This is a genomic window from Bifidobacterium aerophilum (assembly GCF_010667685.1).
GTDB lineage: Bacteria > Actinomycetota > Actinomycetes > Actinomycetales > Bifidobacteriaceae > Bifidobacterium > Bifidobacterium aerophilum.
Window position 1 is genome coordinate 33,773 of record NZ_WHZW01000006.1, and the last position, 18,799, is coordinate 52,571.

The 18,799-nt window shown below is 65.5% G+C and carries 16 protein-coding genes; 12 read left to right on the forward strand and 4 right to left on the reverse strand.

What is annotated here, in order from left to right:
- Nucleotides 1-220 precede the first annotated feature (220 nt).
- Both GFD25_RS03475 and GFD25_RS03480 read right to left on the reverse strand, forming a co-directional pair.
- Nucleotides 221-1,273 carry a glycosyltransferase family 2 protein gene (locus tag GFD25_RS03475; protein ID WP_163230142.1) on the reverse strand — a complete coding sequence of 351 codons (1,053 nt, stop codon included), beginning with the start codon at nt 1,271-1,273 and terminating at the stop codon, nt 221-223.
- Between the two features lie 284 nt (nt 1,274-1,557).
- A complete protein-coding gene (locus tag GFD25_RS03480; RefSeq protein WP_204314761.1) occupies nt 1,558-2,286 on the reverse strand; it encodes a TetR family transcriptional regulator in 729 nt (242 codons plus the stop codon).
- A 68-nt stretch (nt 2,287-2,354) separates the two neighbouring features.
- Between GFD25_RS03480 and ftsY the strand changes: the two genes are divergently transcribed.
- The 4 genes from ftsY to GFD25_RS03500 all read left to right on the forward strand — a co-directional run bounded on the left by ftsY (nt 2,355) and on the right by GFD25_RS03500 (nt 7,791).
- A complete protein-coding gene (gene ftsY / locus GFD25_RS03485; protein ID WP_163230038.1) occupies nt 2,355-3,623 on the forward strand; it encodes a signal recognition particle-docking protein FtsY in 1,269 nt (422 codons plus the stop codon).
- A 356-nt stretch (nt 3,624-3,979) separates the two neighbouring features.
- The gene (locus GFD25_RS03490) at nt 3,980-5,263 is read left to right on the forward strand and encodes an ammonium transporter (protein ID WP_163230039.1); all 1,284 of its coding nucleotides are present in this window, start codon (nt 3,980-3,982) and stop codon (nt 5,261-5,263) included.
- A gap of 1 nt (nt 5,264) precedes the next feature.
- On the forward strand, nt 5,265-5,603 hold the full coding sequence (locus GFD25_RS03495) for a P-II family nitrogen regulator (RefSeq protein ID WP_152357965.1): 339 nt from the start codon (nt 5,265-5,267) through the stop codon (nt 5,601-5,603).
- A 355-nt stretch (nt 5,604-5,958) separates the two neighbouring features.
- Entirely contained in the window at nt 5,959-7,791 is a 1,833-nt protein-coding gene (locus GFD25_RS03500) for a [protein-PII] uridylyltransferase family protein (protein WP_163230040.1), read from the forward strand.
- A 293-nt stretch (nt 7,792-8,084) separates the two neighbouring features.
- Here the strand turns inward: GFD25_RS03500 and GFD25_RS03505 are convergent, their stop codons facing one another.
- Entirely contained in the window at nt 8,085-9,506 is a 1,422-nt protein-coding gene (locus tag GFD25_RS03505; RefSeq protein ID WP_163230041.1) for an MATE family efflux transporter, read from the reverse strand.
- A 519-nt stretch (nt 9,507-10,025) separates the two neighbouring features.
- Between GFD25_RS03505 and pnuC the strand changes: the two genes are divergently transcribed.
- The 5 genes from pnuC (at nt 10,026) to GFD25_RS03530 (ending at nt 16,010) form a co-directional block, all read left to right on the forward strand.
- A complete protein-coding gene (gene pnuC / locus GFD25_RS03510; RefSeq protein ID WP_239512380.1) occupies nt 10,026-10,850 on the forward strand; it encodes a nicotinamide riboside transporter PnuC in 825 nt (274 codons plus the stop codon).
- A 6-nt stretch (nt 10,851-10,856) separates the two neighbouring features.
- Nucleotides 10,857-11,996, forward strand: coding sequence for an AAA family ATPase (locus tag GFD25_RS03515; protein ID WP_163230042.1), 1,140 nt, complete (start codon nt 10,857-10,859; stop codon nt 11,994-11,996).
- 129 nt (nt 11,997-12,125) lie between these two features.
- Entirely contained in the window at nt 12,126-13,553 is a 1,428-nt protein-coding gene (dnaB, locus tag GFD25_RS03520) for a replicative DNA helicase (protein ID WP_239512381.1), read from the forward strand.
- A gap of 2 nt (nt 13,554-13,555) precedes the next feature.
- Nucleotides 13,556-15,229: a Mur ligase family protein gene (locus tag GFD25_RS03525; RefSeq protein ID WP_163230043.1), complete on the forward strand. Its 1,674-nt coding sequence runs from the start codon at nt 13,556-13,558 to the stop codon at nt 15,227-15,229.
- 28 nt (nt 15,230-15,257) lie between these two features.
- Nucleotides 15,258-16,010: a type 1 glutamine amidotransferase gene (locus GFD25_RS03530; protein ID WP_163230044.1), complete on the forward strand. Its 753-nt coding sequence runs from the start codon at nt 15,258-15,260 to the stop codon at nt 16,008-16,010.
- A 97-nt stretch (nt 16,011-16,107) separates the two neighbouring features.
- Here the strand turns inward: GFD25_RS03530 and GFD25_RS03535 are convergent, their stop codons facing one another.
- The gene (locus GFD25_RS03535) at nt 16,108-16,455 is read right to left on the reverse strand and encodes a tautomerase family protein (RefSeq protein WP_163230045.1); all 348 of its coding nucleotides are present in this window, start codon (nt 16,453-16,455) and stop codon (nt 16,108-16,110) included.
- 146 nt (nt 16,456-16,601) lie between these two features.
- Here GFD25_RS03535 and GFD25_RS03540 point away from each other — a divergent pair, with 146 nt between their 5' ends.
- From GFD25_RS03540 to GFD25_RS03550, 3 genes are all read left to right on the forward strand, one after another.
- The gene (locus tag GFD25_RS03540) at nt 16,602-17,138 is read left to right on the forward strand and encodes a GtrA family protein (RefSeq protein WP_163230148.1); all 537 of its coding nucleotides are present in this window, start codon (nt 16,602-16,604) and stop codon (nt 17,136-17,138) included.
- Between the two features lie 129 nt (nt 17,139-17,267).
- Nucleotides 17,268-18,032 (forward strand): aspartate kinase, encoded by a 765-nt coding sequence (locus GFD25_RS03545; RefSeq protein ID WP_163230047.1) that lies wholly within the window; start codon nt 17,268-17,270, stop codon nt 18,030-18,032.
- 78 nt (nt 18,033-18,110) lie between these two features.
- Complete coding sequence (locus GFD25_RS03550) at nt 18,111-18,695, forward strand: ACT domain-containing protein (protein WP_163230049.1); 585 nt, start codon at nt 18,111-18,113, stop codon at nt 18,693-18,695.
- Nucleotides 18,696-18,799 lie beyond the last annotated feature (104 nt).

Genomic DNA, 18,799 nt, shown 5'->3' on the forward strand with positions numbered 1-18,799 from the left:
GGATGCCGGTGACTTCCGGGATCTGCCCCGCGAGGCAGTCTCTTGGCGGGGCGGGATCCGGAAATCGTCGGGAATTGGCCTCGCGAGGAGATGTCTCAGCGGGGTAAAGCTCGGAAATCATCGGGACTCTGCCCCGCGAGGGGAGGTCTTAGCGGGGCAGAATCCGGAAAAGGAAAGGAACTGGCCCCGCCCGCCGTCTGCCGCCTGCGCCCGCAGTCCGTCAGTTGAAGCCGACGACGTGCTCGGCGATCAGATAGCCGTGGCGGACGATCCAACGACCGACCGAACCGGGCAGGTTGATCGCGCGCGACATCACCTTGCGTCGCACGTCGCGGTAGATCGCCGGGGAATGCGCCTCGATTGACGCCCACAGCCGCTTCTTCTTCTCGTAGTTCTCCGGATCGCGCGACAGGATCAGGAACACCGACGCCACGCAGCTTTCGATCGACAGGAAATGGATCATGTACTTGTACAGGCCGTCGGGCACCGTGCCCGGCTCGGGCGTCGCCTCAAGCATGCAGCGGTTGACGGTCAGCAGCTGGTCGACGCGGCGGATCATCACGTCGGTCTGCACCGACTGGCCCTCGCGGCCGATGAAGTAGTGGTAGTACGGCATGTCGAGGTAGATCATCGTGCGCACCTTGGTGAACGGCTGGTACGCGTAGATGAAGTCGACGTAGAACGTGTGCTCGGGCAGCACCATGCCGGATGCGCGCACGACCTCGGTGCGGAACGTGAGCGCGTGCATGAGAATGTACTCGGCGAGGCCGAAATGGCCGAGATCGTCCCACGTGAGGATCTCGCCCGCGCGCATCGCATGACGGAAGTTGACCGTGTGCAGACGGCGTTTGCCGACCTTGTCGTAGACGTAGTTGGAGACGACCATGTCGACCGGGCTGTCGGACGACAGCTGCGAGCGCAGCGTGTCCATCATCGTGTCGATGGACTGCGAGTCGATCCAGTCGTCCGCGTCCACGACCTTGACGTACGCGCCGCGCGCGTTGGCGATGCCGGTGTTGACCGCGCCGCCGTGGCCCTTGTTCGGCTGGTGGATCGCGCGCACGTTCGCCGGCCAGCGCTTCGCGTATGTGTCGGCGAGGGCCGGGGTCGCGTCGTGCGAGCCGTCGTCCACGATGAGGACCTCGATGTCATGCGTGTCGGACGCCTGCAGCAGCGAGGTGACGCAACGCTCGAGATACTCCTCCATGTTGTATGCGGGCACGATGAACGTGAGCGTGGGGGTTGCCGTGGATTGCTTCGCCGTCTGGGTCATGGTCTCCTCGATGCCGTATGGCATGGCCGTGCGCCGTGCCGCTTTCGCCGCCACCATGCGGCGGGCGTTCTCCTGTTTCCTCACATAACCTACCACCAGCGTCTTATGTGACGCTAGGATCGCGCATGATCGGCCGGTTTCGCGGCATGAACGACCGTTTGCGGCGGGGATGCGGCAGGGGCGCGGCGGGGACGCGTTCGTTCGGTCGGATGCGCGGCCGGGGGGGGGGACGTTCCCGGATGGGACGAAGAAGCCGGCCGTCCGGTCGGTCGCGTGGGTGACGGTCAGTCGGACGAATCGTCCCGCGTGCCGTCGGGCGACGTTTCCTGCGACATCGATGATTCCGGCGTTTCCGTGGACGTCGCCGCATCGGCGTGCGCGGCGGCCGGCGCCGGGCGGTTCTTCGCGCGCTTGCCTTCGAAGCGCAGCTCCGGTTTGGAATCGAGCCTGGACAGGCCGTGCCACGCGAGATCGACGATGTACGCGGCGAGCTGCTCCTTGCTCACCTTCGGCCGGTCGGCCCAGTACTGGCCGGTGAACACGATCATCCCGACGAGCATCTGCGCATAGTACGGCACGCCCTTGGTCGACAGCTTCTGCCGCTTGAACTCGGCCGTCAGCAGGTCCTCGACCTGCAGCGAGATGTCGCCGAGCAGGGAACTGAACGACCCGGCCGGATCGGTGCTCGGCGAATCGCGCACCAGCACCTGGAAGCCGTCGGCGTTCTCCTCGATGTACGTGAGCAGCGCCAGCGCGGCCTTTTCCACGATCTGGCGCGGGTGCACGTCCGGCTCGGACAGCGTGGCGGTGATCGTGCCGGTCAGCGCGCGCATCTCGCGGTCGACGATCACCGCGTACAGGCCTTCCTTGCCGCCGAAATGCTCGTAGACGATCGGCTTGCTCACCTTCGCGCTGGCGGCGATCTCCTCCACGCTCACCGCCTCGAAGCCTTTGGCGGCGAACAGCGCGCGACCGACTTGGATCAGCTGTTCGCGGCGTTGGAACGATGTCATACGGGAAGCATTGGCCATGCCCACCAGTGTAACGACGGCCTGTCCCTTGCGGTTTTTAGGCTGGAACCATGGATACGAATGTGATTATCGGCATTGTGGCCGTCGTGGCCATCGCCGTGTTGTTGATCGCGTGGGGCGTGTGGAACGACCGCACGCGCAAGGCCGCGCTCAAGCGTGCCGAGGATGAGGCCAAGGCGCGTGCCGACGCCCGGATCGCGGCCGAGAAGGAGGCCGAACGCAAGGCTCAGGCCGCTGTGGCGGAGAGTGCAAAGGCCGCGGAATCAAGCTCGGGCGGTTCGGATGAGACCCCCTCCGGCGCTGCTCGCCACCTCCCCCCGGAAGGGAAGGAAGAGGCCGAGGCTGCGCAGGTTGCCGTTGCGGAGCCGGCGCCGAAGCCCGCGGAAACCCCGGAAACGGCCGTCTCGCGCATCCAGCGGCTCAGGGCCAAGCTCGCCAACAGCTCCAACCCGTTCGGCAAGGCGCTGTTCTCCATCCTCACCAAGGACAACCTGTCCGAATCCGATTGGGAGGACGTCGAGGACACGCTGCTGCTCGCCGACGTCGGCGCCGAGGCCAGCGAACAGCTGGTCGACGAACTGCGCAAGGACGCCCGCATCGCCGGCAAGGCCGACGCGGCGGAAGTCCGTGCGAGCCTCAAGGAAAAGCTGCTCGACCTCGTCGGCCGCGACGTCGACCGTCGACTCAACGCGGACAAGGACGGCGCGAACAAGCCGTCCGTCATCATCATGGTCGGCGTCAACGGCACCGGCAAGACCACGACCGCGGGCAAGCTCGCGCGACTGTTCGTCGCCGAAGGCAAGCAGGTCGTCATGGGCGCGGCCGACACGTTCCGCGCGGCCGCCGCGGACCAGCTCGAAACATGGGGCGCGAAGGTGAACGTGCCGGTCGTGCGGTCCGACAAGGACGGAGCCGACCCGGCGTCCGTCGCGTTCGAGGCCAGCGCGAAGGCCAAGGAGGCGAACGCCGACGTGCTCATCATCGACACGGCCGGTCGCCTGCAGAACAAGGCCAACCTGATGGATGAGCTGGGCAAGATCCGCCGCGTCACCGAAAAGAACCTGCCCGTCGACGAAGTGCTGCTCGTGCTCGACGCGACCACCGGCCAGAACGGCATGACCCAAGCCAAGGTGTTCGCCGAGGCGATCGGCATCACCGGCGTCGTGCTGTCCAAGCTCGACGGCTCGGCCAAAGGCGGCATCGTGATCTCCGTGCAGAAGGAGCTCGGCGTGCCGGTCAAGCTCGTGGGCCTGGGCGAAGGCCCCGACGACCTCGCGCCGTTCGACCCCGAAGGCTTCGTCGACGGCATACTCGCGTAAGGCTGCCTCGGCTCCCTCTCAACCGCGGGAGCCGAGAACGGTAAACGTCCGCACAGTGAAACGTCCGCACCCGAGAAATCGGATGCGGACGTTTTTTCGTAACATCGGCATCCGCCGGATCGCCCGCGCGAACGAATCCGCGAAAATCCGCCGTCCCCGTACGTGGTCACGCCCGCGCGCCGGCCGCGATCCGTCCTCCCTCGTTTTACATGCGCGTAACGTTCCGTAACGTTTCCACAACACGTGCGGCGTTCCATACGATGTGTGAGTTTCCCGACAAGGGGAACGGCAAGAGTTACCCGACCGCTCGGTTCGTGCAACGGGCTGGCGGACAAGACAAAGAGAGGGAGGTTGACATGGACACCGGAAATGCTGCATGGATGTTGACATCCGCGTCCCTGGTTTTCCTCATGACGCCGGGTGTGGCGTTCTTCTATGGCGGCATGGTTCGTGCCAAGGCCGTGCTGAACATGCTGATGCTGGAGGCCGCCGCGCTGTCGGTCACCGCGATCATCTGGACCCTGTGGGGCTGGTCGATCGCGTACGCCGGCACTTCGATCGGCGGAATCTTCGGTGACCCGGCCACCGGTTTCCTGCTCAAGGATTCGATGGTCGCGCAGGACGGCGTCTTCACCGCCGTCAAGACCGACGGCAACTACCCGGGCAGCATCGACGTCGCCTTCCAGACCACGTTCGCGATGATCACCGTGGGCCTGATCTGCGGCGCCATCGCCGAACGCGTCAAGTACAGCACCTGGATGATCTTCGTCGCCCTGTGGATCACGTTCGACTACGCCCCGATGGCGCACATGGTGTGGAACGGCGGTCTGCTGTCCGGCACCGGCGCGATCTCCCAGGCCATCGGCGCCGCCGCGCACGACTTCGCAGGCGGCACCGTCGTCCACATCAACGCCGCAGTCGCCGCGCTGATCATCGTCCTCATCATCGGCAAGCGCAAGGGCTTCGGCACGCAGCCGATCCGCCCGCACAACGTCCCGTTCGTCATGCTCGGCGCCTTCCTGCTGTGGTTCGGCTGGTTCGGCTTCAACGCAGGTTCCGCGTTCGGCGCCAACGGCACCGCCGGCTACGCCTGGGTGTCCACCACTGCCGCAGCCGCGGCCGCCATGCTCTCCTGGGGCTTCACCGAGAAGATCCGCACCGGACACTACACCGCCATGGGCGCGGCCTCCGGTATGGTCGCCGGCCTCGTCGGCATCACTCCGGCCGCCGATGTCGTCTCCCCGCTGTGGGCCATCGTGCTTGGCGCGATCGTCGGCATCCTGACCTGCCTCGCCTGCGGCCTCAAGTTCAAGCTCGGCTACGACGACTCCCTTGACGTGGTTGGCGTGCACGGCGTCGGCGGTCTGACCGGCACCGTCCTCATCGGCTTCTTCGGCGAAGGCACCGGCCTGCTGGCCGGCGGCGACTGGAAGCAGCTCGTCGTGCAGATCGTCATCGCCCTCGTCGCGATCCTCTACTCCGGCGTGATCACCGCGATCATCGCCTTCGCGCTCGAGAAGACCATCGGCTGGCGCGTCACCGAAGCCCAGGAGGTCGGTGGAATCGACCTCGCCGATCAGGGCGAACGCGCGTACGATTTTGCTGGAACCGCCAGCTCTGTTCTCAAGGAGGTGAGGTGAGATGAAGCTCATCACCGCTATCATCCAGCCCCATAAGCTCGACGATGTCAAGGAAGCGCTCGCCGCAGCCGGCGTGCACGGCCTGACCGTCTCGGAAGCCAACGGATACGGCCGCCAGCGCGGACACACCGAGGTCTACCGCGGTGCCGAATACACCGTGGACCTGATCCCGAAGATCCGCATCGAAGTCCTGTCCGACGACGCCGATGCCGAAACCCTGGTCGACGTGATCGTCAAGTCCGCCGGCTCCGGCACCATCGGCGACGGCAAGGTCTGGGTCGCGCCGCTTGACTCCGTGACCCGCGTGCGTACCGGCGAGACCGGTTCCGCCGCGATCTAACAGACTCCCGGGCCGAGCGTTCGTCCGGTTCGGGCATCAGTAAGACAGATCCCCGCACGCAGCGTCACGCCGTGCGGGGATTTTTCGTTTCGTACCCGGCTCCTTGGCGGGGGCTGTTCTCGCGTCAGGCCTGCTCCCCCTGGCAGGGGGAGCTGTCGAGCAAAGCGAGGCTGAGGGGGTCTGGGGCGTTGGCGTCTGACTCCCTCAGTCACCTGCGGTGACAGCTCCCCCTGGCAGGGGGAGCAGCATAACGCATCAGGTCGCAGCAGTAGAGCAATGAGCATCCCCCTATCAGGGAGAGCATCCAGAAGATGCGAGTCAGTTATTATCACACCATTTTCGGAAGGAAGCGGCAATGGCTTCGGCGGTCGACAAACTCAAGGCACGGTTCATGGATCTCAGCCGGCCCGACGACGACGGCATCTACCGTGACGGTGCAGCCAAACGCAAGGCGCGCACCGAACTGGCGGTCAGTGCCTTGCGGCAACTGTGGTCCGAAGCGGTAGCCGGCGTCTCCTTCGACGTGCCGTCAACCGGCATCGGACTCGCCGCGGTCGGTTCGCTCGCACGCGGCCAGATCGGACCGTCATCCGACATCGACCTCGTCATCATCTACGAGCCGCACGCCGTCAGCGACGCCCAGCTCAACGAACTCGCCAACAAGATCTGGTATCCGATGTGGGATTCCGGACTCGACCTCGACCACTCCGTACGCACGCGCCAGCAGTGCGAGGCGGTCACCGACAAGGACCTGCCCGCCGCAATGGGATGGCTCGACGTGCTGCCGCTCGCCGGCGACACCGGACTGATCGCCGCCACGGCCGCATCCATCCTTGAACGGTGGCGCAAGGCCGCGCGCAAGCGCCTGCCCGAACTGCTCGAATCCGCCGAGAAACGACTGACCGAATTCGGTAGGCTGCCATACCTCAACCAGCCCGACATCAAGGAGGCGCGCGGCGGACTGCGCGACTCCGTACTCGTGTCCGCGCTCGCCGCATCATGGCTCGCCGACCGCCCGCACGGCGCATACGACGCGGCCGTCGAGGCGCTGCTCGACGTGCGCGACTGCATCCACCTGGTCGCGAACAAGGACACGAACCTGCTGTTGCCGCCGTATCAGGCCAAGGTCGCCGCCATGCTCGGCTTCGCGGATCCGACCCTGCCCGAAGGGGAACGCGAGGCGAAATCCGTCGAGGACCTGCAGACCAGGCTCGCGCGTCTCGGCCGCACGATCGCGTTCTCGCTCGATTCGACGGCCTCGCGCGCCGGGCATTCGCTCACGCATGACAAGCCCAGATTCTCGTTCTTCCAAATGATGAACCCGCGCGCCGGCGGCAAACGAGAGGCTCCGACGTTCGAGGTGCTCGCGCCGGGGGTGGTGTCTCACGAACGCGAGGTGGTGCTCGCGCCGGGGGCGGATCCGTCGCGGGATGCGGCGCTGGCGTTGCGTGCGGCCGTGGCGGCGGCGGAATTCGAGCTGCCGATCAACCCGGCCACGCTGACGAACCTCAGGAGGTGCCCGATCCGCGATTCGGTGTGGAACGACGAGTCGCGCGATCTGTTCGTGCGGCTTCTCGCATCGGGGCCGGCGCTGCTCGACGTGTGGGACGAGATCGATTTCGTCGACATCCCGGGGCGATGGATCCCCGAATGGCTGGGTATCCGCAACCGTCCGAGCGCGTCCGCCGCGCATCGGTATACGATCGACCGTCACAGCATCGAGGTGGTGACGCGACTGACGCGCGAATCGTCCGCGGCGCCCGGCGAGCGGTATGACGACGATCATTACACGGCGTTGCTGCTGGCCGGCCTGCTGCACGACATCGGCAAGCGGCCGTTCGTGACCGATCATGCGGCCGAAGGCGCGAAGCATGTGCCGGTGATTTTGAAGCGTATGGGATTCTCGCCCGCCATCGTACGCTGGGCCACGCTGCTCGTGCGGGAGCACCTGACGCTGTCCGAATTCGCGACCGGACGCAACCCCAATGATCCGGCGGTGGGCGATGACCTGGCCGGACGGCTTGACCATGATCCGGTGCTGCTCGACATGCTGTTCGATCTGACCCGTGCCGACGGATCGTCGCTCGGGGCGACCGCGGGCGAGCAGATCACCAAGCAGTATGGCTGGTCGAAGTGGCGCGAATCGCTGGTGAGGGCCATGTACAACGCCACGCGGTACCACATGTGAGGTGCAATCCGTAAACCTTGAGGCAGTTTTTCTCGGCGGGCGAGGTCTTTCTGCAAACCTTGAGGCAGTGCCCTCGTTCAAACAGGCCTCCGGACCTCCGTTTCCGCTCCAAAATAGCGCGGTGCGACGAACGCGCTGCCTCAGAGTTTGCGGAATGACCCTTGCGGGATGAGGAACCTGCCTCAAGGTTTGCGAAACGATGTGAGGTTTGACGATCGAGAGGCTGAATCCGGTCTTTGACGGGGCCGGTTTTAACCTCTTGATCGTCAAACCGGCTCATTGCGGCGGTGCGATCAGCGCATCCAACGATCGGTGCGGACGCGCAGACCGTTGAATACGGCCCGCACGCCGACGAACAGCACGTTGATGATGACCCACAACGCGACCATTCGCGCGGTATCGCCCGTGATGAGACAGCCATCCAGCGCGTTGACGGCGACCAGCGCCGGCAGGTAGATCGCGGTGGTCACGGTACAGCCGATGGCCAGATACCGGTAATCGCCGGCGCCGATGAGAATGCCGTCAAGCGCCCACATCCAGCCGCCGAGCGGCAGGAACACGGCCAGCACGAGGCATCCCACGACGATCAGGTGCCGCACCTCGGGCGTGGGGGAGAACAGGGGCGCCGCGGCCGACCCGATGACGGCGAGCCCGACGCCGAGCGCCGCTCCGGACAACAACCCGGCGCGCCCCGCCACACGGGTCATGGCCCGGGCGCCGTCGCGCCGGCCCGCGCCCAGTTCCGTGGCGACGAGCGTCTGCCCCGCGATGCCGATCGCGTCCAGCATGTTGATCACGAAATTCCAGCTCGAATTGACGGCCTGATATCCGGCCAGCACGGTCACTCCCATATGCGTGGCCAGCACCACCGTGCCCACCATCGAAGCGCGCAGCGCCAGCGTGCGCACGAACAACGGCACGCCGTCGCCGGCCGTGCGCATGATGCCGCCCGGCCGAGGCCTCCAACTCGCGCCGTCCGACCGTGCCCACAGCAACGCCGGCACGACGAGAAATGCGCCCATGAACCATTGCGCGATCAGCGTCGCTGCTCCCGAGCCGGCGATGCCCCATCCGAACCCGAACACGAACAGCACGTCGAGCACGGTGTTCACGACCGCGCCGGCGACCGCCGCCACCAGCGTGATCCGCACCTTCTGCAGTCCGCGGAAAATGCCGTTCGCCGCATAGACCAGCAGCATGCCTGGCAACCCGAACACCACGGTCCGCACATACGCGACCGCGTTCGCCAGCACGGCCCCGCGTGCGCCCATCGCCGCGCACAGCGGCCCGGCGGCCGTGAACAGCAGGGCGGAAACGACCATGCCGATGCCCAGCGCCAGCCACAATCCGTCGATGCCCGCCTCGAGTCCCTCGCGTCGCCGGCCCGAGCCGATCAGCCGCGCCACCTGCGACGTGGTGCCGTACGCCAAAAACACGCACAGGCCGACCGTGGTGAGAATAATGGTCGAACCGACCGAAAGTCCGGCCAGTGCCGCGTCGTCGATGTGTCCGACGATGGCCGTGTCGATGAGGATGAATGCCGGCTCGGCGATGAGCTGCCCGAACGTGGGGATCGCCAGCGCGAGGATGCGCCGGTTCGCGGATGCGAAGGAGGAGGCGGACGTTGCGGATGGCGGAGCGGGAGTGTCGCCGGATTGCGCCGAGGCCGCTGGCGTGCGAGACGAGGGCTGGTCGTCGCGGTTCGTGATGGTCATGATCCACTACCGTACTCAATTGCCGTGCTCAATGTGATGCGTGCGGGAGACGGTAATGGAGAGGCCGCGTTCCGTATCGGCGGTTGCGGTCGTGTTGTGTCTTGTTGCGGCATTTAATGTGCGCATGTGGCCTATATCACATTGACCTGTGAAAGGCAAATGGATTGTCCACGCGCAATCGGTTATCCACGGGTTATCCCCAAGTTATGCACCGAGTTATCCCCAATATGTGGATAACTCGGTGGATTGTGCACAGGTTGATCCCCGAAATGTGGATAACTCGATTTTCTTATCCACATTGCACAATCCGTGCGTGTCGCGCCGATGGCGCCACTGTGAACGGAAGATGACGGCTGCGTTTGCTCGGGGCTTCGGAGGTGGGGCGTCCGACAGTCGGACGACTAATAGTCGTTGTGACTATATCTCGTTGTACCGTATCCGTGACACATGATCCATGACATATCATCCGCGGCGCGAACCGAACGCAAGACACCGCGGAGCCCACGGAGAGAGGTACCGATGAACGACCTGATGAACGGCGTGAGGAACGCCGTCAACCCCAAGCGCGTGCTGCGCGAACTGACCGATTTCAAGCCCGGCGAATTCCTGCTCATCGCAGTGATGCTGCTCGCGCAGATCATCTCCTTCGTCTTCGCCGGCTCCTACGGTCTGGCCGACTGGATCGGCCTGATCTCCGGCATCTGCATCGTCTTCAACCTCATCCTCGTCGACCGCGGTCGCCTGACCAACTACCTGTGGGGCTTCCTCGGCTGCGCCACCTGGCTGTGGGTCGCCGTGCTGAACCACCTCGTCGGCGACATCTTCTCCCAGATCTTCTACGTCGTCATGCAGTTCGTCGGCGTGTATGTCTGGCAGCGCCAGCTCGACCGCCAGAAGAGCGCCGGCTCCGACGCGTCCGCCGTCGGCTCGGCCGAGGTCAAGGCCCGCAACATCACCTGGTGGCAGGGCCTGCTCGCCGTCGTCTTCACCGTCGCCGTCTACCTGATCGTCGTGTTCACCTCGCATGCGACCGGCGGCGTGCAGATCTGGCTCGACGGCACGCTGCTGCCGCTCGGCATCATCGGCCAGGTGCTCATGACCTACGGCTACCGTTCGCAGTGGATCGCATGGCTGCTGCTCGACGTCATCAAGGTCGTCATCTGGTGGAACCAGCTCGCCGCCGGCGGCCCGGGCGCGATGTCGATGTTCGTGCTGCAGGTCGTCATGCTCGTCAACGGCTTCTACGGCACGTGGGTGTGGTTCCACAAGGACAGCGTCTCCGCCGCGGCCGAGCGTGCCTCTGAGCAGCCCGTCGCCGCCCAACCCGCCGTCGCGAAGGCCTGATCCGCGATGCCCAGCTGCAACCTGTCCACCGCGCCGCTGGCCGGTTCGCGTTTCGCCGTGCTCGTCAGCCGGTTCAGCCCGCTGCACGCCGGTCTGGAACGTCGCATCTACGACCTCGCCTCGAACTACGACGGCGTGATCCTCGTGCTCGCCTCCCGACCCGACCCGGCCGACGGCATCGGCCTCGACTCGCTGACCGGCCTGAGCGCGCGCAACCGCTACCGCTACTTGCGCGAGGCGTTCAACGACGATCCGGCGATCAGCCCGAAGAAACTCATCTGGTCCGATACCGAAACGTCCGCGGACGCGCCCGCGTGGATCAAACAGCTCAAGGACGTCGTCCGATCGGCCATCGACCCGGCCTCCGTCGCCGCGAAGCCGACGTTCACGGTCGTCACCGACATCCGCGACGTCGACCGTGCGCTGCGCAACGCGTGGGACGGCGACGACCATTGGTCCGTGGGCGAGTTCGTCGACGGTTCCGACGAACTGCAGCGCACGATCTGCGCCGCCCCGCATAACCGTGCATACTGGCCGGTCATCAACCACACGTTCCGCCGCGAATTCACGACGATCGTGCTCGTCGTCGGCAGCGCGTCCGTCGGCAAGACCACGATGGTCACGCGCCTGTCGAAGCTGTTCGACGCCCCGATCGCCGTCGAATACGCGCGTGAGTTCGAGGAGGCCCGCAACGTGGACGACGACGAGCTCACCGCATTCGACTACCAGCGGCTGATCCTGAGCAAGTTCGCGCAGAACGAGCAGGCGCTCGCCTCCGACGCGAACCACGGCATCGTCTTCCTCGACACCGACGCGATGGTCACCAAGACCTACGTCGAACGGTACCTGCCGCCCGAGGAAGCCGCGCGGCTCGACTCGACGTTCGACATGGTGATCCGGCAGGAGAGGCCCGATCTGGTGCTCGTGATCCCGCCCGTCACCGAATACGTGGACGACGGGTTCCGTGCGATGCAGTGGGCGTCCGACCGGTACAGGTTCCACGAAACGCTGATGAAGGTGCTGAACGAGTCGCCGTACGCCGACCGCGTGGTCATGCTCGACGACCGCACGTTCGCCGAACGAGACGCTCACGCGATCCGCGTGATCGGCGAGAAGACCGGATTCGAACCGCGGCCGGTGCGGTAGACCGCCGCCGGCAAGCCGTTCGCCCTCGGCCAACCCGGCCAACCCGTCCAGCTCTGCCGGCTCTGCCCGCTCGGTAGACGCCGGTAAAAAACGGCCGGGTATGCCGAGGGCGCTCTATACTCGGTGACTATGGCAGACGGAAACACTTGGGAAGAGAACCGCCGCGGCAACGGTTCCGCGGCGGGCGGCACCGGCGGCGATGCGCCGGTGCGCGACGCGCTGTTCGACCGCGTCCCGCCGCACGACGACGACGCGGAGATGGCCGTGCTCGGCGGCATGCTGATGAGCAAGGACGCCATCGGCGAAGTGTCGCAGATGATCGACGTCACCGACTTCTACCAGCCGAAGCATCAGACGATCTACGACGCGATCATCGGCCTGTTCTCGGCGTCGCAGCCGGTCGACGTGGTGCTTGTCGCCAACAAGCTGCTCGCCGACGGCGACCTCGACAAGGTCGGCGGCGCCGACTACCTGCACAGCCTCGTCGCCTCCGTGCCGACCGCCGCGAACGCCACGTACTACGCCGACATCGTGCACCAGCGCGCGGTGCTGCGCAACGTGATCGCCGCAGGCACCAAGATCGCCCAGCTCGGCTATTCCGCCGAAGGATCGCAGGCCGAGGACGTCGTCAACCTCGCACAGGCCGAGGTGTACGAGATGTCCGTCGGCAAGGTGCGTCAGGACTACCAGGCGATCGGCCCGGTCGTGCACGACGCGCTCGACCAGCTCGACAAGCTGCAGAACGGCCAGATGGAAAAGGGCGTGCCGACCGGATTCACCGACATCGACGACGTGACGCAGGGCCTGCAGCCCGGCCAGATGATCGTCGTCGCCGGCCGTCCGGCCATGGGCAAGTCCACGCTCGGCATCGACTTCGCGCGCGCCGCCTCGCTGCACCACGGCATGACCACGATCGTGTTCAGCCTCGAGATGAGCAAGGTCGAGCTCGCACAGCGCATCATCTCGGCCGAAACGAACATTCCGCTCGTGGCGATGCGCCGCGCCGACGACATCACGCCGGAGCGCTGGAACACGCTCAACACCTTCTGGAACAAGCTGCACGACGCGCCCCTGTTCATCGACGACAGCCCGAACATGTCGCTGATGGAGATCCGCGCGAAATGCCGCCGGCTCAAGCAGACCAACGATTTGAAGCTCGTCGTGATCGACTACCTGCAGCTCATGACCTCCGGCAAGCACGTCGAAAGCCGCCAGCAGGAGGTGTCCGAGTTCTCCCGCGCGCTCAAGCTGCTCGCCAAGGAGCTCGAAGTGCCGGTCGTGGCGCTCTCGCAGCTCAACCGCGGTCCGGAAATGCGCAACGACAAGAAGCCGCAGCTGTCCGACCTGCGTGAATCCGGCTCGATCGAACAGGACGCCGACGTGGTGTTCCTCGTGCACCGTCCGGACTTCTACGACAAGGAGGACCGGCCCGGCGAGGCGGACATCATCATGGCGAAGCACCGCAACGGCCCGACCGAAACCTTCCATCTGGTCTTCCAGGGCGACCGTTCCCGCTTCAACAACATGCCGCAGGATTACAACAGCCAGGGGGTGTGACGATGGGACGTGACAATCACGGCAACGCGAACGACAACACGAATACGGCACGTGCGCGTGACGGCAAGGCATGGAATTCCTTCGCGACGCCGGCCATCGGCAAGCTCGTGCGCAAGGCCGCAAGACTGACCCGTCACGGCGGCTCGGCGTTCCCGGGCAAGGTCGTCGAACGGATCGATCCCGGATTCCTCGCGCGCACGCTGGCCCAACTGCCGCTCGGCGTCGTGCTCGTCTCCGGCACGAACGGCAAGACGACGACCACGCGCATGGTCGCGTCGATGCTGTCCGAACTGGGACTGCGCGTGTTCACGAACCCGACCGGATCGAACTTCACGCGCGGCGTCGTCTCCGCACTGCTGGAACAGGTGACGCTCGGCGGCCGGCTGGACGCCGACATCGCCGTGCTCGAACTGGACGAGGCGTACGCCGTGCATTTTGTGCGGCAGGTCAAGCCGCGGTATGCGTTGCTGCTCAACGTGATGCGCGACCAGCTCGACCGGTTCGGCGAGATCGACAACACCGCGCGCCTGCTCGGCCATGTGGCCGAGGCGACGACCGGCACGGTGGTATTGAACCGCGAGGACCCGCGCATCGCGCGATTGGCCGATCTCGTGCGCGAGCCGGGCGCCGACGTGCGGTATTTCGGACTGAGCGACGACCTGCGCGCGTTCTTCCCGTCCGACGACGACATGGCGACCACGGTCGCGGTCGAAGGAGCGGCGACGGCGGAAGCCAGCGACCCCCTCAGTCCGCTGCGCGGACAGCTCCCCCTCCCGGGGGGAGCATCGGGAGAGCCTCCAGTAGAGTCTTGCTCCCCCCGGGAGGGGGAGCTGTCCGGCGCAGCCGGACTGAGGGGGTCCGTATCCGCGACGGCCGCGCTCCCCGCCGACGTGACCCTCACCCGCGTGGGCGATCATGAGGCCGATTTCCTCATCGCCGGCGAATCCGAACCGCGCACCACCACCGTCAGGCTCGAAGGCGTGTACAACCTGTACAACGCCGCCGCCGCGCTCGCCGTCGTGCGCGCGGTGCAGGCCGATGCGGAACGGTTCGGCATCCTGACGGTATGCGGCGGCATTGGCGGCCCGCGCGAGGAAACCCCTCGCGAGCGGACGTTCGCGGGACTGCGGTCGGCCATCGAGCATGACGGCGACCTCTTCGAACGCGTCCAACTGGTACGCGAGGCCCGCATCGAAACCCTGCTCGCCGCGGTCTCCCATGTCACGCCGGCATTCGGCCGCGGCGAGGTCATCGACGTCAACGGCCAGCCGACCGAACTGCTGCTCGTCAAAAACCCGATGGGCTTCCGCCTCTCGCTCGCCAGCTTCCCGCCGAACGCCGATACCGACACGATGATCGTCATCAACGACGAGTACGCCGACGGCCGCGACATGAGCTGGCTGTGGGACGTCGACTTCACCAGCCTGCGTGAAACGGGCGTGAAACAGGTCTCCGGCATGCGCGCGTGGGACATGGCATTGCGCCTCGAATACGACCGGGTGCCGGTCGGTGCGGTCGACACCGACATCGACGCCGCGCTCGCCGCGTTCGTCAGGCCTGACCCGGCGCGGCCCGGCCGTCGCAAGCACATCTACTGCACGTACACCGCCATGCTCAAGGTGCGCGCCGCGCTCGCCCGCATCGCCGACGTCGCCGACGCCGGCGTCGGCCAGTGATGCAGTCGTTCTTTCAAGGAGCTTTAATATGACCACGATCGACATCATGTCCCTGTACCCGAAGGACATGAACATCTACGGCGACTCCGGCAACGTGCTCACCGTCACGCGCCGGCTCGCGCTCTACGGCTACGAGCCTCGCGTCACCGCATACAACCAGGGCGACGAATGGCCGGACCACGTCGACATGATCCTCGGCGGCGGCGGCCAGGACACCGGTCAGAAGAAGATCATCGACGACCTGTTCCTGCGGGCGGACACGTTGCGCGATCTGGCTGCCGACGGCGTGCCGATGCTCATGATCTGCGGCCTGTACCAGCTGTTCGGCGAGTACTTCGAGACGGTCGACGGCACGCGGCTCGACGGCATCGGCGTGATCGGCGCGTACACGGTCGGCCAGGACGTGCGCATGATCGGCAACCTCGTCGAACACAGCGATGATTTCGGCGACGTGATCGGCTACGAGAACCATTCCGGACAGACGTTCCTGCGCGACGGCGTGCGTCCGTTCGGCCGGGTGGACGCGGACGGTTGCGGCAACAACGGCGAGGACCATACCGAAGGCGCGCGCGTGAACAACGTGATCGGCACGTACATGCACGGGTCGCTATTGCCGAAGAACCCGGCGGTCGCGGATTTCCTGATCCGCACGGCCGTCGAACGCCGCTACGGTGCGTTCGAGCCGGAACGGCATCAGAATGCGGATCAGCGCGAGGCGTTGGCGCGGATCAACGCGACCGCCGAACAGGCGCGTCGCGTCGCCGCCTCACGCCCGCGCTGACCCGCGTAGGTCATTTGTGATTGCGGGCAACTCGGAAGTTGCCGCCCCGAACCGTAAAGCGGGGAGCCCGGAGGCTTCCCGCAGGTGAGGTGAGCGACTAGAAGTTGCCGCCGTTCCAGCCCCAGTCGGTGGTGGCCGTGTAGCGGATGTACGTGCGATCCTGCGGGATGCCGAGCGTGCCCTCGAGCGCGGCCATGATCGACTCGGTCAGCTTCTCCCAAGCCGAACCCGGCACGGAACGTCCGAACACGTTCACCTCGACGTACGCGGCCGGCTTGCTGTCGTCGCCGGCGAAGTAGATCGGCATGTCATCCTCGAACGGGCACATCAGCCAACCCTCGGACTTGCCGGGCACGGCGCTGATCGCCTTGCCGTACGCGGCCTTGAGCGCCTCGCGCTGCTCGGGCGTGGTCTTGACGGAAACGTGGGTGTGAATGACGGGCATGATTCCTCCTTGATCGGATGGGTCTAACGTCACCCTCCATCCTAATCGCGCACGACCGCGCGCGATCCGGTCCGGCCGCACCTGATCGGGCCGAGTCAAACGCAACGTGTTAAATGTTTCCCGTGAAGAAACTGATTGCGCAGCTTATGAAATTCGGCATCGTGGGTGTGATCGCGTTCGTCATCGACTGGGGCATCCTGAACCTGTTGGTCGGCGTGTTCCACATGCACAACGTGGTCGCCGCGACCATCTCGTTCATCATCTCCCTGATCTTCAACTATCTGGCGAGCATGAAGTTCGTGTTCAAGCACCGTCCCGACATGGCGCGCTGGATGGAGATCGTGATCTTCGTGGCCGCCGCCGTGGTCGGCCTGCTCATGAACGACGCGATCATCTGGATCTCGACGTACGGCATGAACCACGACGCGTACGTGTCGCAGCACGCCGAATACCTGCTGCGCACGAACGTCGGCAAGCTGATCGCCACCGCCGTGGTCATGGTGTGGAACTTCGTGATCCGCAAGTGGCTGCTCGACGATACGCACACGAACGCGATGAACCGCCTCAAGAAGGCCGAGAACCGACTGACCCCCGAAGAGCTCGAAGCCAAGTGGGAGCGCAGCTTCTCGCATCGTCTCGGCGTGTGGTCGCTGGAGCATACGCCCAAGGGCTGGCCGAAGTAGACGGTTCGGGCGGCAGGCATTGCGTCCGCATGATGGGTGCGCGTTCATGGCAATGATGCCATGATCCTTATAATCGTGCCGCTTACGTAGAATAGGCGGCAATGTAATCCCAAGAGAGAATGGACAGCAGTGGCTCTCATCGTGCAGAAGTACGGCGGTTCCTCGGTCGCCGATACCGATTCGATCAAGCGCGTGGCCAAGCGCGTCGTCGAGACGAAGAAAAAAGGCAACAAAGTGGCCGTGGTCGTCTCCGCCATGGGCGACACCACCGATGACCTGATCGATCAGGCGCTGAGCATCGACTCCAACCCGCCCGAGCGCGAGATGGACATGCTCATGACCGCCGGCGAACGCATCTCCATGAGCCTGCTCGCCATGGCCATCCATGCCGAAGGCGACCGCGCGCACTCGTTCACCGGACAGCAGGCCGGCTTCTTCACCGACGCGCGCTACGGCGCGGCCCACATCAAGGCCGTCAAGCCGGATCGCGTCAAGAACGCGCTGTCGCTGGGCGACGTCGCAATCGTCGCCGGCTTCCAGGGCATCAACGCGAAGGGCGACGCGACCACGCTCGGCCGCGGCGGCTCCGACACGTCCGCCGTCGCGCTGGCCGTGGCCCTCGGCGCCGACATCTGCGAGATCTACACCGACGTGGACGGCATCTTCACCGCCGACCCGCGCATCGTGCCGACCGCACGGCGCATCCCGGTGATCGGCTACGACGCGATCCTCGAAATGGCCAGCTGCGGATCCAAGGTGCTCGCGCTGCGCTGCGTCGAATACGCGCAGCGGTTCAACATGCCGCTGCACGTGCGCAGCTCCTTCTCGCATCGGCCGGGCACGCTCGTCGTGCCGGACGGCGTCGATCCGCGCACGCTGCCGAACCTGGACTGACCGCGGTCCGGGCCGCCACACGTACCACCGAACGTAACAATCACCGACTTTCAGACTTTCACGAGTAAGGCAATCATCATGAGCGACAACACCACCGTCAGCAACGAGGACGCCAAGTCCATGGGCGACCTGTTCCCCGACCTCGGCCCCGAGGCCCCGGTCATCTCCGGCATCGCGCACGACCGTTCCGAAGCGCTCGCCACCGTGCGCGGCGTGCCGAACGAGCCGGGCATGGCCGCGAAGGTGTTCACCGAACTGGCCTCCGCCGGCGTGAACGTGGACATGATCGTGCAGGCCGGCGCGTCGGTCGGCACCGCGGACATCTCGTTCACCGTGCCGGAATCGACCGTCAAGCAGGTCGAGGACGTGCTGTTCGACAAGCACGACGAGCTGGGCTACCGCTCGTTCGACATCGACACGAACGTCGGCAAGGTGGCCGTGGTGGGCGTCGGCATGAAGACGCACTCCGGTCTGGCCGCGAAGTTCTTCACCGCGCTGAGCGAAAAGGGCATCAACGTGCTCATGATCTCGACCTCCGAGATCCGCATCGCCGCGCTCGTGCCGCTCGAACAGCTCAACGACGCCGTGCGCGCGCTGCACACCGCGTACGGCCTGGATTCCGACCAGATCGAAGCCGTCGTCTACGGCGGCACCGGTCGCTGATTTTCTTTTCGGACATCTGAGTCGGGCGTGGCTGCTTGTCTTGTGTAGTAGACTGAGAAACGCTAATTCTCAATAAGAGCGGACAAGTTAGCCGCTTTGATTGC

Excerpts from the sequence above, each read along its gene's own strand:
- GFD25_RS03475 (WP_163230142.1), bottom strand. The coding sequence starts at position 1,273 with ATGACCCAGACGGCGAAGCAATCCACGGCAACCCCCACGCTCACGTTC.
- GFD25_RS03480 (WP_204314761.1), bottom strand. The coding sequence starts at position 2,286 with ATGACATCGTTCCAACGCCGCGAACAGCTGATCCAAGTCGGTCGCGCG.
- ftsY (WP_163230038.1), top strand. The coding sequence starts at position 2,355 with ATGGATACGAATGTGATTATCGGCATTGTGGCCGTCGTGGCCATCGCC.
- GFD25_RS03490 (WP_163230039.1), top strand. The coding sequence starts at position 3,980 with ATGGACACCGGAAATGCTGCATGGATGTTGACATCCGCGTCCCTGGTT.
- GFD25_RS03495 (WP_152357965.1), top strand. The coding sequence starts at position 5,265 with ATGAAGCTCATCACCGCTATCATCCAGCCCCATAAGCTCGACGATGTC.
- GFD25_RS03500 (WP_163230040.1), top strand. The coding sequence starts at position 5,959 with ATGGCTTCGGCGGTCGACAAACTCAAGGCACGGTTCATGGATCTCAGC.
- GFD25_RS03505 (WP_163230041.1), bottom strand. The coding sequence starts at position 9,506 with ATGACCATCACGAACCGCGACGACCAGCCCTCGTCTCGCACGCCAGCG.
- pnuC (WP_239512380.1), top strand. The coding sequence starts at position 10,026 with ATGAACGACCTGATGAACGGCGTGAGGAACGCCGTCAACCCCAAGCGC.
- GFD25_RS03515 (WP_163230042.1), top strand. The coding sequence starts at position 10,857 with ATGCCCAGCTGCAACCTGTCCACCGCGCCGCTGGCCGGTTCGCGTTTC.
- dnaB (WP_239512381.1), top strand. The coding sequence starts at position 12,126 with ATGGCAGACGGAAACACTTGGGAAGAGAACCGCCGCGGCAACGGTTCC.
- GFD25_RS03525 (WP_163230043.1), top strand. The coding sequence starts at position 13,556 with ATGGGACGTGACAATCACGGCAACGCGAACGACAACACGAATACGGCA.
- GFD25_RS03530 (WP_163230044.1), top strand. The coding sequence starts at position 15,258 with ATGACCACGATCGACATCATGTCCCTGTACCCGAAGGACATGAACATC.
- GFD25_RS03535 (WP_163230045.1), bottom strand. The coding sequence starts at position 16,455 with ATGCCCGTCATTCACACCCACGTTTCCGTCAAGACCACGCCCGAGCAG.
- GFD25_RS03540 (WP_163230148.1), top strand. The coding sequence starts at position 16,602 with ATGAAATTCGGCATCGTGGGTGTGATCGCGTTCGTCATCGACTGGGGC.
- GFD25_RS03550 (WP_163230049.1), top strand. The coding sequence starts at position 18,111 with ATGAGCGACAACACCACCGTCAGCAACGAGGACGCCAAGTCCATGGGC.